Annotated in this window: 15 protein-coding genes; 7 read left to right on the top strand and 8 right to left on the bottom strand. The window is 53.5% G+C overall.

Annotation, left to right across the window (positions count from 1 at the left end):
* Nucleotides 1–53: 53 nt before the first annotated feature.
* Nucleotides 54–677, top strand: a complete 624-nt coding sequence (locus tag DW350_RS18245; protein ID WP_115720306.1) for a helix-turn-helix transcriptional regulator — start codon at nt 54–56, stop codon at nt 675–677.
* A gap of 22 nt (nt 678–699) precedes the next feature.
* Nucleotides 700–2,289, top strand: coding sequence for an EAL domain-containing protein (locus DW350_RS18240; protein ID WP_115720305.1), 1,590 nt, complete (start codon nt 700–702; stop codon nt 2,287–2,289).
* On the opposite strand, the gene DW350_RS18235 is transcribed toward DW350_RS18240, so the two are convergent.
* Nucleotides 2,204–2,845, bottom strand: coding sequence for a 7-cyano-7-deazaguanine/7-aminomethyl-7-deazaguanine transporter (locus DW350_RS18235; RefSeq protein WP_115720304.1), 642 nt, complete (start codon nt 2,843–2,845; stop codon nt 2,204–2,206). The two genes, DW350_RS18240 and DW350_RS18235, sit on opposite strands and share 86 nt — an antisense overlap.
* A 99-nt stretch (nt 2,846–2,944) precedes the next feature.
* Here DW350_RS18235 and DW350_RS18230 point away from each other — a divergent pair, with 99 nt between their 5' ends.
* From DW350_RS18230 to DW350_RS18220, 3 genes are all read left to right on the top strand, one after another.
* Nucleotides 2,945–3,628, top strand: coding sequence for a phosphatase PAP2 family protein (locus DW350_RS18230; protein ID WP_115720303.1), 684 nt, complete (start codon nt 2,945–2,947; stop codon nt 3,626–3,628).
* A gap of 103 nt (nt 3,629–3,731) precedes the next feature.
* Nucleotides 3,732–4,715 (top strand): response regulator, encoded by a 984-nt coding sequence (locus DW350_RS18225; protein WP_115720302.1) that lies wholly within the window; start codon nt 3,732–3,734, stop codon nt 4,713–4,715.
* Nucleotide 4,716: 1 nt separating this feature from the next.
* Nucleotides 4,717–5,661: a GGDEF domain-containing protein gene (locus tag DW350_RS18220; protein ID WP_115720301.1), complete on the top strand. Its 945-nt coding sequence runs from the start codon at nt 4,717–4,719 to the stop codon at nt 5,659–5,661.
* Here the strand turns inward: DW350_RS18220 and DW350_RS18215 are convergent.
* From DW350_RS18215 to DW350_RS18200, 4 genes are all read right to left on the bottom strand, one after another.
* Nucleotides 5,653–6,876 carry a sensor histidine kinase gene (locus DW350_RS18215; RefSeq protein ID WP_115720300.1) on the bottom strand — a complete coding sequence of 408 codons (1,224 nt, stop codon included), beginning with the start codon at nt 6,874–6,876 and terminating at the stop codon, nt 5,653–5,655. The two genes, DW350_RS18220 and DW350_RS18215, sit on opposite strands and share 9 nt — an antisense overlap.
* On the bottom strand, nt 6,873–9,308 hold the full coding sequence (locus DW350_RS18210; RefSeq protein WP_115720299.1) for an EAL domain-containing protein: 2,436 nt from the start codon (nt 9,306–9,308) through the stop codon (nt 6,873–6,875). Before DW350_RS18210 ends, DW350_RS18215 begins: the two co-directional genes overlap by 4 nt.
* A 72-nt stretch (nt 9,309–9,380) precedes the next feature.
* The gene (locus tag DW350_RS18205; RefSeq protein WP_115720298.1) at nt 9,381–9,653 is read right to left on the bottom strand and encodes a DUF3630 family protein; all 273 of its coding nucleotides are present in this window, start codon (nt 9,651–9,653) and stop codon (nt 9,381–9,383) included.
* A gap of 23 nt (nt 9,654–9,676) precedes the next feature.
* Nucleotides 9,677–11,110 carry a protein adenylyltransferase SelO gene (locus DW350_RS18200; RefSeq protein ID WP_115720691.1) on the bottom strand — a complete coding sequence of 478 codons (1,434 nt, stop codon included), beginning with the start codon at nt 11,108–11,110 and terminating at the stop codon, nt 9,677–9,679.
* Nucleotides 11,111–11,271: 161 nt separating this feature from the next.
* On the opposite strand from DW350_RS18200, the gene DW350_RS18195 reads away from it, so the two are divergent.
* Nucleotides 11,272–11,952, top strand: a complete 681-nt coding sequence (locus tag DW350_RS18195; protein WP_115720297.1) for a pirin family protein — start codon at nt 11,272–11,274, stop codon at nt 11,950–11,952.
* A 46-nt stretch (nt 11,953–11,998) separates the two neighbouring features.
* Here DW350_RS18195 and DW350_RS18190 read toward each other — a convergent pair whose 3' ends face one another.
* The 3 genes from DW350_RS18190 to recQ all read right to left on the bottom strand — a co-directional run bounded on the left by DW350_RS18190 (nt 11,999) and on the right by recQ (nt 15,652).
* Complete coding sequence (locus DW350_RS18190; RefSeq protein ID WP_115720296.1) at nt 11,999–13,069, bottom strand: FAD-dependent oxidoreductase; 1,071 nt, start codon at nt 13,067–13,069, stop codon at nt 11,999–12,001.
* Between the two features lie 105 nt (nt 13,070–13,174).
* Nucleotides 13,175–13,771, bottom strand: a complete 597-nt coding sequence (locus DW350_RS18185) for a hypothetical protein (protein WP_115720295.1) — start codon at nt 13,769–13,771, stop codon at nt 13,175–13,177.
* 57 nt (nt 13,772–13,828) lie between these two features.
* Complete coding sequence (recQ, locus tag DW350_RS18180) at nt 13,829–15,652, bottom strand: DNA helicase RecQ (RefSeq protein WP_115720690.1); 1,824 nt, start codon at nt 15,650–15,652, stop codon at nt 13,829–13,831.
* Between the two features lie 115 nt (nt 15,653–15,767).
* Between recQ and DW350_RS18175 the strand changes: the two genes are divergently transcribed.
* A complete protein-coding gene (locus DW350_RS18175; RefSeq protein ID WP_115720294.1) occupies nt 15,768–16,247 on the top strand; it encodes a thioesterase family protein in 480 nt (159 codons plus the stop codon).
* The last annotated feature ends 48 nt before the right edge of the window (nt 16,248–16,295 follow it).

Raw genomic sequence — 16,295 nt, 5'->3', positions numbered from 1 at the left:
CCACGGTTTCAATGTCGTTGAGTCTTATCGCTATTCCCGCACATAATGAGCCTATGCTCAGTATTAATCGTATACTTTATCTTCTGAAAACCCGTGGCGCCCAAACAGCGCAGTCGTTGGCGGCTGACTTGGATATGACCGCCATGGGAGCGCGTCAGCATCTGTTGTTAGCCGAGCAGCAAGGGCTGGTAGAGAGCTCAATGGAAAAGCGCAGTATCGGTCGGCCCGCCCGGGTGTGGCGGTTGACGGATGCCGGACATGCGCGTTTTCCGGAGCGCCATGCAGATTTGACACTTACACTAATAGACGGAGTGAAAAGTGTCTTTGGCGAACAAGGTCTTGAAGCTCTGATTGAGCATCGCGAGGGGCAAATGCGCGAGGCTTATCAATTGGCATTGGCTAACGAAGGGAGTTTGGAAGCCAAAATTAACCGGTTGGCGCAGTTACGTTCTGCGGAGGGTTATATGGCTGAAGTTGAATACGATGGTCAAGGCCAATGGCTGCTAATAGAAAATCACTGCCCTATTTGCACTGCCGCTCAGCAGTGCCAGCAGTTTTGCCGCTCAGAGCTATCGCTGTTTAGCCAATGCTTGGGTGAGCAAGCCAAAATCGAAAGACAAGAACACCTTCTGTCGGAAGGGCGCCGCTGTGTTTACCTGATCCAAGCGCGGGTCTAAGTATTGCGTCGGTAAGCTATCCATGGCGACTCAGCTAAAAGATCCCGCCTCACTAGGACGGCAAAGAGCCTGGCTAATAAGCGCATCTATTGCGCTGGTGGTGTTTATTGCGCTGTCTTGGGGGCTTGAAGTTGCTTGGCGTAGCGAGCAGAAAGAGCAAGCGAACCTCACCGCCCATTACACCCAGCGCTTGGTTGAAGAAATGGTCAGGCCCATTATTGACCAGTTCGGCCCGCTCGAGTCCATGCAAAACCTACCATGTAGCCGCCTTCGCAATCAGCTGGCCAAAACAGCCGCCTTAGATGTGTATGTACGTGCCATTGCCATGGCCTATCCCAACCGCATTTGTCATTCATTCAAGGGCAGCATTCCTCAAAATGGCCTGCAGCAATGGGCCCCTCACAATATGGGTAAGCAACTGCTGACGTTGATCCCGGGCAGCTCTCTGGCACCGGGGCATATAGGTTTGGTGGTTTGGCGCGGTAAACCGGATCTTTCCCAAGGCATCATGGCTGTTATTGATGGCCAGCATCTGTTTGATTTACTGAATCAAATGCAGCGCGTGCCACGAGAGCGCATGTCACTGGTGGTTGGCGATATGGTGATGCTCACCAATCCTGACCGCCTGGTCCCTTACCAGCCTCACAAACAACCTTTTGGCCAAGCCACCAGCTCGCTGGGCTTTCGGGTGGAAGCGGCCGGTTTTGTCGGTACCTCCTTCTACCACGGTTGGGTTTTGTTGATTTCACTGCTGATGTCAGTGGTGTTGGGCCTGTTGAGCTATCTGCTGTTCAATCGAAAACAAGGTTTGGGCAGCGAACTTAAAAAGGCGATGAAGAACGACGAGTTCTTCTTAATGTATCAACCGGTGTTTGCTCTCAGCCGCAAACAGCCTGTTGGGGTGGAAGTGCTCATGCGTTGGCGCCACCCGGTACAAGGGCTTATCTCGCCCGATATCTTTATTCGTACCGCCGAAGAAACGGGCCTGATAGTGCCATTGACGCGCCACCTCTTTGAGCTGTTGTGCAACGATTTTGCGCATTGGTCACAAGGGCCTTTAAAGGTGGGAATCAACATCGCTTCTGCTCATTTGCAGCAAGGGCTCTTAACGTCGGATTTATTACATTTACAGCAACGGTTAGGGCCGTCATTGCAGTTGGTTGCGGAACTGACGGAAAGGCAGCTAATTGACAGCCAAGCAATGGTGATTACCCAGCTTAAAGATTGCCGGGCGGCTGGTATTCAAATTGCCGTGGATGATTTTGGTACCGGCCATAGCTCGTTGGCCTACCTGCAAGTACTACCACTGGATTACCTGAAGATAGACAAAAGTTTTGTCTCGGCCCTCGACAGTGGTTCGGTACAAGCGCCAGTGTTGGAAGCCATCATGCAGCTGGGCCACAAATTGGGGTTAACACTGGTTGCCGAAGGCATCGAAACGCAGCGCCAATATGAGTTTTTAAACGCCCATGAGGTAGAAATGGGCCAGGGGTATCTCTTTGCCCGGCCCATGCCGATGGCGGCGTTTAGGCAGTGGTTGGCTGATAACGCTGCCACTTCAACAGGCCATTTAACAGCATCCCATAAAGTGGCAGGAAGAAAGCCAGACTAACGAGCAGCTTAAAGGCGTAGTCCATCCAGGCGATTTGCAGCCAGTGACTGGCCATGAAGGGATCTGTACTTTGATAAAAAGCGCCGCCGAAAAAGACCAAGGTGTCAAACAAGTTACCCAATACCGTTGAAGCGGCAGGTGCCAGCCACCACGGGCCTAACCGCCGTAACCGATTAAAAACCTGCACATCCAAAACCTGCCCCAATACATAGGCCAGAAAAGAGGCTAAGGCGATACGCGCCACAAAGGTATTGAGGGTGCTTAACGCCGATGGGCCTGCAAAGTGGCCATGGGGAAATACCACACTTACCCCGTAGCTAATGAAAAGGGCTGGCAGCATAACCCAGAAGATCACCCGCCTGGCTGGCTCCGCGCCCAGCAACCGAACCGTTAAGTCGGTGGCTAAGAAGATAAAGGGAAAGGTAAAAGCGCCCCAGGTGGTGTGCAAGCCAAAAAGACTAAAGGGGATTTGAACCAAGTAATTGGATGCGGCGATCACCAGAATATGAAAGCCGATAAGCCAGGCCAATGCGCGGGCTTTAGAATGACTAAACATGGCATACCTTTTTGATGTCGGGGTGAGGGAACCCGGGTTACAGTTGACCGTCTATTCTGACGGGCCGTGAGAATAGAGCCTGTAATCGTGGAGATCAAGATGTCCCTTGTTGTAAGACTGCTATGCCTGGCCATGTTATTGGCGCTGCTGCCAATATCAGTATGGGTTTTTGGCTGGCATTGGCAGATAAGCCAGAGCTTAGGTGAACGCCAGCCCTGGTTTTGGTTAACCCTGACCGGCTCCTTTCCCTTTGCGTTATTAACCACTGCCGCCGCCCTGTTATTTTTACATTGGCGGCTCAAATGGAGCCGTCAACAATTACTGCGCCACGGTGCCTGTTTGTTACTGGCGTTATTGGCTGGCGCAGGGGTGAAGTCTTACCTGAAGTGGCACTTCAAAGAAGCACGGCCCTATGTGCAATATCTTGATAAAACCCATAACGCTGATTTCTACCAAGACAGTGCCACGCGGCAGCGCCAACTTATTGATAAGTCGCCTATTCCGCAATGGTTAAAACGGCATTGGCGCGCTGAGCGTGGCTATTCTTTACCCTCGGGACACAGCCAGTTTGCCGCCTCCTTGGCACTTTATGCCGGCGTTTTACTGTGGTTAGCCGGGGCATGGGGCAGTTTATTGCTGGTGTTGGCCTGGGCGCTGGTGGTGATGGGCTCGCGGCTGCTGCTGGGCATGCACTGGCCTAGCGATTTGCTGTTATCCATCGTTTTATCCTGTTTATTGATTTGGCCAGCACTCAGACTGGGTAACGGAAAGGCTGTTTCCTAGGCAAAATGTGAAATGTTTCTAACGCAAATGCTTTTTTGAGGTTGACTATTGCTGACTAAAGAAACGACACTATCGCGCGTTTTTTGATTAGGAATAGTCGGCCTTGGGATACCAAGTCATCCTGTGTGACGATTCCCGCCTTGCCAGAAATTTTCTGGCCCGTTCGCTCCCTAGCGGTTTTGCTGAGCAGCAGCACTTTGCTGAAAGTGGCAAAGAAGCCCTAGAGCTGATTGAGCAAGGCAAAGGGAATTTGTTGTTTTTAGATCTGAATATGCCAGACCTGGATGGTTATCAGGTGCTGGCGCAGTTGCGTGCTCAGCAAGCAGACTGCCAGGTCATTGTTATCTCAGGTGATGTACAGCCCAAGGCCCGTGAAAAAGTCAAAGCGCTTGGCGCCCTTTCCTTTCTGCCCAAGCCATTAAGTCGTGAACAATTGCTCAGCGAGCTGTTGGCGCTAGGGCTCATCGAGACAGAGACGCTGCAGTTACCCAGCGCCGAGCTTGAAGAAGAGTCCAGCATCGACCGTATCGAAGTGCTGCGGGAAGTGGCTAATGTGGCCATGGGCCGCGCAGCAGGTACCATGGCCGGCATTTTTAATGTGTTTGTGCAGATCCCGGTACCGCGTATTCAGGCCATGCCTGCCACCGAAGTACAAATGCTAATAGAGCAGTGGCAAAGCCAACCTGGCCACCAGGTGATCAGTCAAGGCTTTGTGGGCGCGGGGATCTGCGGTGAAGTCTTGGTGGAATTGTCTGGTGAAGAAGCCATTTCCATGGCGCATTTAATGGGGCAAGAAGGTAACCAGGGCAATAGCCAGGCACTGTTGATTGAAATGTCGTCCATTTTGATTGGCGTTTGCCTTAAGGGCATCGCCTCGCAGCTGGAGCTGGCATTCAGCCATGGCCACCCCATTTTACTCGCCCAGGGGGAACAGCGGTTACTGGACGAGTTGGGTGACAAAGCCATCTTATGTATTCGCTTTGGTTATCAAATACCCGAACATCATCTTAACCAGCAATTGGTGTTGCTGATCACCCCCGCTTCGCTGCCGATGCTCGAAAAGCGGCTCTACCAACTGGTGAATTAACATGATGAGCCTGTCGTTGGTTGAATTACAGCAATTGCTGGATGTCCTGCAAACCATGGATGTTGGCTTGGTGATCCTCGACCGCCAGTACAAGGTGCACTTTTGGAATGATTTTATGGCTAACCATGCCAATAAATCAGCCGAAGAGGTTGCCGGTAAATCGCTGTTTGATGTGTTTTCCAACCTTCCCCAAGACTGGTTAAAGCAAAAAACCGAAACCGTTATTGCCTTGGAAACCCTGGCCTTTTCAACCTGGGAACAACGCCCGCACCTCTTTCCGTTTTATTCTTATCGGGCGCTCACCGGTCGCTCTTCTGCCATGTATCAAAACCTGACGTTTATGCCCATCAGCAGCGGCGGTAAGGTCGATAAAATGGCCATCATTGTTTACGACGTTACCGAAGCGGCCAATAACCGCCTAGCCCTTGAAGATACCAATCAGCGTTTATCGGTATTGTCGCGTACCGACCCTTTGACCGGGTTACTTAACCGGCGGTCCTGGGAGCTGGCGCTGGCCGAAGAGTTTGCCCGCTGTCGCCGCTCTAATTACACCAGTACCTTGATGATGTTCGATATCGACCACTTCAAGCAGGTTAACGATACCTACGGCCACCCGGTGGGCGATAAGGTGTTGCAGCATACCGCTGAGCTACTTAATGGCAGTTTGCGCACCACCGATAAGGCGGGGCGCTATGGTGGTGAGGAGTTTGCACTGCTGCTGGTGGATACCGACGCGGCGCAGGCCAGCCAGCTGGCGGACCGGCTCACCAATGCTTTGGCAGAACAGCCAGCGGTTATCGGTGATAAAGCCATTCGCATTACCATCAGCGCCGGTATCGCTGAATTGACCGATGATATGCAAGATGCCCAGCAATGGATAAAGGCGGCGGATGATGCGCTGTACCGCGCCAAAAGTGCTGGCCGCAATACCATCTGCCTAGCCTGAATATTGGCGCTGCATTGGGCTGGCTTGGGGAAGCTGGTCAGCCGGTATCAGCACCTCAAAGCAGGCGCCATTGTCGTTGTGCCATGTCAATTCACCTTGTAGCTGCGCGACTAAGGTGGTGACCAGTTTCATGCCTAAAGAACGGCTACTTTGTGGTGAAAAGTTGGCGGGCAAGCCCTTCCCGGAGTCTTGCAGTGTTAACCGGTACTGCTCGCCCTGCTTGGCAAAAAGCAGGGTAATAAGGCCTTCTTCGCTTTCACTTAAACCATGCTTGTAACTGTTGGCAATCAGCTCATTGATGATAAGCCCCAGTGGGATCAACACCTCCGGGTGCAGTTCCAACTTCGCAAGTTCGGTTTTTACCTTAATTCCCTCGCGGCCAAAGGTACTTTGCAAATCATCAATGAGGCTGTCGGCGTAAATATCAAAGCTTACCTGGCTTAAGCTTTTCGACTGGTAGAGCTTTTCATGCACTAGCGCCATTGCCCTTACCCGGCTGGCTGCATCAGTAAGGCCTGCCCTTACCTCATCGTTTTTCGCACTACGCGCCTGCATGCGCATCAGGCTGGCAATCACCTGCATATTGTTTTTTACCCGGTGATAGACCTCTTTAAGTAACACGTCTTTTTCCGCCAGGCTCACTTTGATAAGGTGCTCTGCCGCTTTTTTGTCTGACACGTCTCTAACCATGGCCATTACGTGTAAGTCGCCATCGCGGTCCATGGGGCTTAGCATCACATCGATAGGAAATTCTTCGCCGTCTAAACGCCGGCCTTTTAGCTCAAGCCCCGAGCCCATATCGCGCAGTTTGGGGGTTTTAGCAAATTGGCTACGGCTATGGCGGTGGCGTTGGTGCAAGTGCTCGGGGATCAACAGCTCCACCTGCTGGCCGACAAAGTCGTCGAAGTTGCCGCGAAACAGGTCCATGGTGCGCTGGTTAACGTAGCGAATGGTGCCGCTGGCATCGGCTAAAACAACGGCCTCAGGGGCTAACTCCAAAAGAGAACGGTAGTGACTTTCCGACGCTTGTAGTTGCCGGTTAGCGGCGGCAAAGGCTTTTTGCTGGTAATACACCCAGCCAAATAGCAGCAAGGTGGTGACCAAAAATACGACGGTAAGCGCCCAAGAATGGTTATGGCGAGGCAGCATCAGCCCGGTTACCACCATTGCCACTAACAGCAGTAGCGGCAGCCAAGAGCGGGGAGCTTTACTCATAACAAAGAACTCAACAAGTCATTGCCGCTCATCGGCTTACCTAACAGGTAGCCCTGCACCCGGTCGCATTTTTGCTGGAGCAGGTGTTGCAGTTGGCCTTCGGTTTCTACCCCTTCGGCCACAATTTTCATGCCCAGTTGTTTGCCCATGGCAATAGTGGCATTAACAATGGCGGCGTCGTTGCTGTCCTTTTCCAGATCCCGTACAAAGCTTTGGTCAATTTTTAAAATGTGCGGGCTGTAAAGCTTGAGATAAGAAAGCGATGAATAACCTGTGCCAAAATCATCCACGGCAACCCCTACTCCCAGCGCTTTCAAACTGGCCATGACCGTTAATGCCAATTTGGGATCTGACAAGGCGCTTTCGGTAATTTCCAACACCAAGTAACGCGATTCCAGGCCGCTGTACTCAAGGGCTAGGCTGACCTGTTCAAGAAATCTTGGGTCGCGAAACTGCACCGGTGACACATTCACCGACAGGCTAAGCCGATGCCCGGCCTTATGCCATTGCTTCACTTCCTTGCAGGACTGTTCTAACACCCAGCTGCCAATAGGGTTAATTAACTGGGTCTTTTCAGCCAACGGAATGAAGTCGCAAGGCGATATCTGCTGGCCCTTGTATTGCCAGCGCAGCAGCGCCTCTACACCAATAACGTTAAGGTCGGGAAGGGCGGCAATGGGCTGATAGTGCAGATAAAGCTCGCCATCTTCCATGGCATGGCGCAGGGCCGATTCCATCGCCAAACGTTTATTCAGTTGCTGGGTGATGGTGGGGTCGTAAAAGCGGACCAAACCACGGCCCTCGGTTTTGGCGGTATAAAGCGCCGCATCGGCGTGTTGCAGCAGCAATTCACTGTTATCGCCGTCGGTGGGGAACATGCTAATGCCAACACTGGCGCCAATTTGCAGCTCCTTGCCGTCAATATCAAAAGGCTGACTGAGGCGCTTGACCAAGATGTTGGCAACCCGTTGCACGGTTTCAGGGCCGCGAATATGCGGCACTAACACCACAAACTCGTCGCCACCTAAACGGGCCAGAATGTCGCTGCTGCGCGTACCTGAATGCATGCTTCTGGCAACCTCGGCTAATAACTTGTCGCCAATGGCATGGCCTAAAGAATCATTAATGTCTTTGAAGTGATCAAGGTCGATAAAAACCACTGCAAATGACTCGTCATTAATGGCGCTGCTGACGATCAGCTGATTCAGCTCTTTTAGCAACTTGGGCCTATTCATTAGCCCGGTTAAGTCGTCAAAGTTAGCCAACTGGTGCAGTTCCAGCTCAACCTCTTTTCGCTCGGTAAGGTCGTTCAACTGGTAGATGAAGTAGCAGGGTTCGGCGTGCTCATCATGAATAAGGGAGATAGTGGTAAGCATCCATTTCACCCCACCTTTGGGGTTTTTAAAGCGCATTTCCATTTGCACCGCCGGTACACGCCCGCCCAGCAGTTGGTGCAATTTACCGGTGAGCTGGTCCCGGTCTAGGTTAGATACTAAGTAGCGGCTCAGGTGCACGTTGTCTTCCTTGCGCACTTGCAACAGGCCTTCAAAAGCCGGGTTGGTTTGCATGACCCGCCCGTCCATGGTGACCAACGCCAGCCCGACGGCCGAATGCATAAACGCCTGTTGGAAGCGTTCTTCACTGTTTTTAAGGGCCGCTTCCATGGCCAGACGCGGCCCGGCGTCACGCAGTACCATTACTGCCCCCCTGTTGTCGCCGTTATTGCCGCGAATGGGGGCAGCGGTGTAATCCACCCGCATTTTTACGCCGGAAACACAGCTCAGGTAACCGCCAAAGACAATGGGAAGCACCTGGTCGAGCTTCATCGCCTGCTCCAGTGGGTGCAGTGCGTGGTCTGCATTGGCGCTGGGGCTTAGGCTAAAAAGCTGCTGGGCTTTTTGGGCCTTAATGTCTTTGCTGTCCAAGGCCAGCATTTTGCTGGCGGTGGGGTTGGTGAAACTGACGCCGCAGTCGGGCGCGACGGCAATAATGCCGTCGTCTACGGCTTTTAAAATATTGGAAAACCAGGCCTCTGATTCCACCAGTGCCTGTTCTAACTGCACCTTGGTTAGCGCCACTTCAATGGCAGCTCTTAACTCATTGGCTTGGTAGGGTTTGGTGAGATAACCGTAAGGGGCGGTATTGGCAGCGCGGGTAACGGTTTCTAAATCGCTGAAGGCGCTTAGGAAAATAAAGGGGATATTGGCATCCTGTTTGGCCTTGGCGGCTGTTTGAATGCCGTCGATACCGGCGCCGAGTACGATGTCCATTAACACCAAGTCGGGCTGCATTTCTTTGATCAGCTTAATGGCCTGTTCGCCAGAGTGGGCAATGCCGACCACCTGATACCCGAATTCCTCCAACTGCTCGGCCACATCCATGGCGATGATGGCTTCGTCGTCCACAACAAGAATTTTGGCTGACTGGTGCACCTTAGTCCCTCAGGTTACTTGGCTATCTCCTTATGTAGTCGGTGCTATCAAAAACGCAAATTCCCGGCGGGATTAAAGCCCGGCCCAACCCGCTAGAAAAGCTAATACTTCGAGGCCTTCGTCGTCATCGGCGGCAAGCCAGGTGGCATCGGCTAAATCTTCGTATTCCAAGCGTAGCTTGGTACCCTCAAATTCCACGAACCACTGGTGGCGGTCGGCGCCAGTTTCCTGTTTAACGACTTTAAGTTCAAGCCGTTGCAGCCAGGGCTGAACATCCTCAGCAAAGCTTTCCCAGCGGGTTTTAAGGGGCAACATCAAGCTGCCATTTTGTGCATCAAAGGCCATGTTTGTCTCTTTTAGGTAGCGGGTTAGCTGGAACAAGACACAGCTAAATGTTTGCCCCAGTCTGGTGGCCGTTTGGCGTAGTCGCTCATACCAAGCTGTTCGGTAAAGGGGTTTTTAAGCAGCTTATAGAGCCGCGCCAGTTCGCTATGGTCGCCATTTTCACTGGCACTAATGGCGTTTTGTGCCAGGTAATTGCGCAGTGTATACAAAGGGTTCACGGCATCCATGACGGCTTTGCGGGTTGCGTCATCGGCGCTATCAGCCGCTAGGCGCTGAAGGTAGCGCTCGGCCCAGCTATCAAAACGGGAAGGGTCTAGGTAATGGTCACGGCATGCCAGCTTACTTGCGCCCTTTTCAGCGTCGCTAAGCCAGCGAAACGCCAAGTTATAGTCTTGCTTTTCGCCAGCCAGTAGCTCCAAAAAGCTGTTAATAAGAGGGGCGTCGTCTTTGCTGGCTGCCGCTAAGCCCAGGCGTTTGCCCATCAGCTTTAAGTAATGCCCGGCCAATGCTGGCTGAAACTGCTTAAGGGCGGCAATCAGGTCGTCGGAAGCAATTAACGGACTTAGCGCCATGGCCAGGCAGTTCAGGTTCCAAAGTGCAATGCTGGGCTGGGCATCAAAGGCGTAGCGGCCGGTATCGTCGGAGTGGTTACAAATTAGCCCCGGCTGGTAGTCGTCCATAAAGGCATAGGGGCCAAAATCAAAGGTGTCACCCAAAATAGAAAAGTTATCGGTGTTCATTACCCCGTGGGCAAAGCCGTAAGCCTGCCAGTGGGCAATCATCTGCGCGGTTTTATGCACCACTCGCTCGAAAAAGACCTTATCGGGCTGGTCTGCCAAGTCGGGCCAATGGCGCTCTACTACGTAGTCTTTCAGGGCTTTTAATTCGCTCTGAAGGCCCTTATGAAAACAATGCTCGAAATGGCCAAAACGAATATGGCTGCGTGCCGCGCGGGTCACCATGGCGCCGCGCTCCACTTGCTCGCGCCGTACCGGTAGTTCCCCCGCGACCAGGCACAGTGCCCGGGTGGTCGGCACCCCTAAATGGTATAAGGCTTCCGATGCTAAAAATTCGCGAATGGATGAGCGTAACACCGCCCGGCCATCGCCCTGGCGCGCATAGGGCGTGGGCCCGGCGCCTTTAAGGTGCAGGTCCCAAAACTGTTGCTGGTTGTCTTTGATTTCCCCTAGCAGCAAACCGCGGCCGTCACCCAAAAAGGGGTTGTAAACACCAAACTGGTGGCCCGCGTATTTTTGCGCCAGTGGCGCGCCGCCCGGCAAGGCCCCTTGGCCACCAAACCAGTCGGCAAGCTCGGCATCGGTTGCGTCCAGGTCAAACTGCTGGGCCAGGTCACGGTTAACCAGCAATAACTCGGGCTGTTGAAACCCCTGCACCGGCTGGGCGCTATAAAGGCTTGGAAAGTCCCGCGCGAAACGGTTGTCGAAGGTCAATGCCAAGGGGCCTCCCGAACAAAAGCGATGGCTGAATGTGCCTTTATTGTCCCACAGCGTTTGAATCGGCATTAAATCAACTTAATCGAAAGATTGTGTCAATTTTAAGCGCTTTTTGTTCGATTATCTTTAAGCCATGCTGTCAGCATCAAATTAAGGAGGTTGCTATGCGTATTCGTAAAGCCCAAGAGCGGTTGCCAACCAACATCGGCTGGCTCAACTCCAAACACACCTATTCGTTTGGTCACCATTACGATCCGAAATGGACCGGCAGTGGCGCCTTGCTGGTGATTAATGACGACACCGTTGCCCCCGGCGCCGGTTTTGGCACCCATCCCCACCGTGATATGGAAATTATCTCGGTGGTGCTGGACGGCAAACTGACCCACCAAGACTCCGAAGGCAATGTTGGTCACTTGCTGCCAGGCATGGTGCAACGCATGTCGGCCGGCACTGGTATTCGTCATTCTGAATACAACGGTTCTGACACCGACACGGTGCACTTCCTGCAAATCTGGATTGCGCCTCATACCCAGGGTCTGGCGCCGAGTTACCAAGAAGCCAATGTGCCGGAACAAAAAGGCAAGGTGATTTTGGCAGGTGTTGGTGGCTTGCTTGCCATCAACCAAAACGCCGAACTGGCGCAGTACCGGCTTGATGGTGGCGACGAGGTGAGTTTTAAGGCGCAAAGCCGCCGCAAACGTTACCTGCACGTGATTGACGGTGCTATTCGTGGAGGTGACTTAACCCTGAGTGCGGGCGACGGCCTGGAACTGAGCGCCGGTGAAGAAAAGGCCTTTGTTGCCGAAGATGGCACCCGCTTTTTGGCCTTTGATGTACCGGCGTAATGGCCTTTAAGCAGTTGAAAACGGCAGCCTGTGGGTTGCCGTTTTTTTATCGCCGCATGCTGGCAGCCAGGTGCGCCAAGTGCTTAACCGCGGTTACCGATTCTGCCTCAACAATGCTGGCATCAGGGTTATTAAAGTCGGTTGCTGCCTGGGCTTGCACTAACAGGCCATCGCGGCGTGGGTAAGCGGCAATACCGGTATCCCAATCTCGGATGCCGTAATGCACCGCGGCCTGGGCCGGTAAACGGCAGGTTTGGCCACGTACCGGTACTAACTGCTGGTCGCCCAATAACGCTTTGGCGCCAAAGCCGGTGCAATTAATTACCGTGCCATGGCCCAGGGCGGCAAAGTCTTCGCCGCTTTGAAGCTCAGCATAAATCACTTGCCCGCCACCCTCTTTAAATTGCTGCATTAAATAGTCGGCATACTGGCTGAGGTTAAACATCAGCAACCGTTCGCGGCGCACATGCAGATGCGCAAAAGGCGTGCTACCTGCTACCAAATCTTCGGGCTGCGGGGTTAAGTCGGTTAAAAGCTGCTGTTCAAAGTGCGGATACTCCGGTTCGCCAGGTAGGGCGTGGCGACTACTTTCACCAAAAGGATGGCTGGAAAGGTTATAAACCGGTAGCCATTGCACCGGTTTACTAGGCTCATCCAGCAAGCTCACAAAGCGGGCGAAGGCGTAGCGCGCCATTTGCTCCCAGCGCGGCGCAAAATCGCTGGCATAAGGCTTGGCCACAATGCGTGAATCGGGCGACCAAATACCGGTAGCAAAGGCAGAATTGGCCCCCGGCAACGCCGCTTTGGCATAAATGCTGACCTGAAAACCGGCCTGCTGGGCGGCTATGGCGGTTGTGATGCCAATGGCGCCACAGCCCACAACTGCCAATGACGTTGCGCCAGTGGCTTTGGCAAGCGTCACCGCCTGCGCCGCCGCGCCCCAAGATAATGACCAGCCACTGCCACCATGGCCATAGTTATGGATAAGGTTAAGCGGCCCGCGCTTTTCGAGTTCTAACCGGGGCCCTGTTAAGCGAAAAGGGCGGGTACAGGCATTGATGGTAAAAATAGCCTTAGGGTCAGCTTTAATGGGAGTAAAAGACGCGGCATTTGCCATAACCGTAAACCTGATAACGCAAGATACAATTGACTCTACGCCGGAGAGTAAGCATTTGAAAGCATGCAGTTAAGCGCATCCAGATTGTTATCTTGCCGTTTGCGCTTAGTCATTTTCGCCGTGCCATAAGTCGCTGATCGTCTCAAATTGCTCTTTATAAACTTGTTCTAAAACCTGTCTGGGAGTGCGGTGGGCTTGATGCCACTTGCCGTACTTTTTTATCTGATGGGTACGAAAGCCGTAGGCATAGAACACCTCGGTTTTTAACGGTAACCAGTAAGGGTGATAGGTTGCGAAATAGAGGATGTAAAGCACCTTTCGCTTGCGCTCATAAAAACTGATTTCCACCAGCTTGGCATTGCGTTTAACGCCATTAATGAGACTGCTGCCACTGGTGACACGGGTTCTGATTTTTTCGATGTCCTTGGCATGGCTGAGAATGTCGCCAACGGTCAGCTCGCCCTGTATTTGGTGCTGCTGTAATGCTTGGGCGACTTTGGCGTTGATTTCATCGGTGCTGGGAAGGGCATGGGTGCGCGCCGACCATAAATCGAGCAGGCTCACGGCATATAGCGTTTTTATGCTGGTGCGATTGACCACCGCCACCGGCCGCTGCCAGTACCAGAGCGCTGCAATAGCTGTCACCAGTATCAGTAGGCCGGCGATGAAAATGCCGCCATGACGGCGTAAGGGGTTCTGCATAGTGGGGTTGAGTCCTTTTAACCAAAGAGGCAGAAGCAGCAGTTAATGGCCAGCGCTTTAGCTTTTATTGAGGTAATCGGTAATCAGGCCCAGGAAGGGCTCGCCGTAGCGTGACAGCTTGGTTTGGCCAACGCCGCTGATGGCCAAAAGTTCGGCGTCCGAGGTGGGGAAATGGCTGGCCATCTCCGCCAGGGTGGCGTCGTTGAATACCACATAGGGTGGCACTTCAAATTCGTCGGCCAATTGCTTTCTGAGCTTTTTAAGGCGGGCAAACAGCACCTTGTCGGCGGCGCTGTTATCGGTGGCGCGGGTCTGTTTAACCCGGGTGACCAGCCTTGGCACGGCCAGCATCAAGGGGCGTTCGCCTTTTAATACCGGCCGGGCTGCCTCGGTCAGCACCAGCGCGCTTTGGCGGGTGATGTCCTGCATCACCAGGCCGTGGTGAATGAGCTGGCGGATAACGCTGACCCAATAATCGTGACTGTGATCTTTGCCAATGCCCCAGGTGCTGAGCTTGTCGTGGCCCAGCTCCTTGATGCGAGCGGTTTGGCCACCGCGCAGCACTTCAACAATATGCCCCACCCCGAAGCGCTGGCCGGTGCGGTAAATGCAGCTCATGGCCTTTTGCGCCAGTTCAGTGCCGTCCAGGGTTTGTGGTGGGTCCAGGCAAATATCGCAGTTACCGCAGCGCTCGCCGCTGTACTGGCCGAAGTAGTTTAGAAGTACCTGGCGGCGGCAGGTGAGCCCCTCGGCAAAGCCTGCCATGGCATTAAGCTTCATCAGCTCCACTTTTTGCTGAGCCTCGTTTTCCGAAAGCTCAATTAGGCTGCGCACCCTTGATACATCGCCCGGCTCGAACAGCATCCAGGCTTCTGATGGAAGGCCGTCACGGCCAGCGCGGCCGGTTTCCTGGTAGTAAGACTCGATGTTTTTTGGCAAGTCAAAATGCACCACAAAGCGCACGTCGGGTTTGTTGATGCCCATGCCAAAGGCCACCGTTGCCACCACAATATCCACTTCGTCTTTTTGGAAGGCTTCCTGCACAAACTGGCGCTCGTCGCTGGACAGCCCCGCGTGGTAGCCAGCAGCGTTAAAGCCTTGGCCGCGAAGCTTTTGGGCAATGTCGTCTACCCGTTTGCGCGACCCGGCGTAAATGATACCGCTCTGGCCCTTTTGCCCTTGCAGATATTGCAGCAACTGGTTGATGGGTTTGAACTTTTCCACCACCAGGTAGCGAATGTTGGGCCGGTCGAAACTGGACAAATTAAAGTAAGGATTATCCAGGTTCAGCCGCTGCTCGATGTCTTGGCGGGTGGCTTTGTCGGCGGTGGCGGTGAGCGCCATCAACGGCACCTGTGGAAAGTGCTGCTTAAGTTGGCCTAAGGCCATGTATTCGGGGCGAAAATCGTGGCCCCATGCAGAAATGCAGTGCGCCTCGTCAACGGCAAAGAGGCTAATGGGAATGTCCAACAGCCGCTGCTGAAAATCCGGGTGGCTCAGCCTTTCGGGCGATACATACAGCAGGTCCAACTCGCCGTGGTGCAGCTGGTTTAGCACCTGAATTTGCCGGTCCCTTGGCAACGCCGAATTTAAATAGGCTGCCCGCACGCCCATCGCCAGTAGCTGGTCGACCTGGTCTTTCATCAAGGAAATAAGCGGCGAAATCACAATGGCGGTACCGGGCAGCACCAAGGCCGGTACTTGGTAACACAGCGATTTACCGCCACCGGTGGGCATGATCACCAAGGCGTCACGTCCGGCCAAAACGGCCTCTACCACCGCTTGTTGGCCGGGCCTGAAGGCGTCATAGCCGAACACCGACGCCAGCACAGATTGCGGCGACTCATCGGAGGACTTCACAAAGACGGGGGCTTGGGACATGCTCATAGCGGCGCCATTGTAATAGATGGAGGCAGCCTTGTCTTTCAAGTGGGCCGTGATAATCCGGCTATTAAAAATAAAAGTCAGCAGAATCAAACAACTGGGTTGGAAGGAAATGACATCATTGACCGACATGCCCCTAAACCGCAGCGAGATCTTGGCGATGGTTGGCGAACTTTTCACCGAGCAAATGCCTTTTAACAAGGTGCTGGGCTTGAAAGTAACCCAATACCAAGCCGATGTGGTTGAGGTGCGCTTTGCGATGAAAAAAGACTTACTGGGCAATCCGGTGCAGAACATTTTGCATGGTGGCGTTACCGCCTCGGTGTTGGATGTGGTGGGCGGCCTGGCCGCTATCGCCTCGGTCACCGACAAGTTTGACGGTGCCAGCGCCAAAACCCTGGCTGAGAAATTCGGCAAAATGGGCACCATTGACATGCGTGTCGATTACCTGCGTCCGGGCCGCGGCAATGAATTTGTGGCCACCGCTGCCATTATTCGGGCCGGTAACAAGGTGGCGGTTACGCGCATGGAACTGCACAACGAAAACGGCGACCACATTGCCTTTGGCACCGGCACTTATCTGGTGGGTTAATCGCGCCGGTTGGTGGCGATGTTGATGGTAGTATCGGCTTATCGTTTT

Source organism: Gallaecimonas mangrovi (genome assembly GCF_003367375.1).
Classification (GTDB): Bacteria; Pseudomonadota; Gammaproteobacteria; order Enterobacterales; family Gallaecimonadaceae; genus Gallaecimonas; species Gallaecimonas mangrovi.
This window is presented reverse-complemented; position numbering and strand designations above follow the sequence as displayed.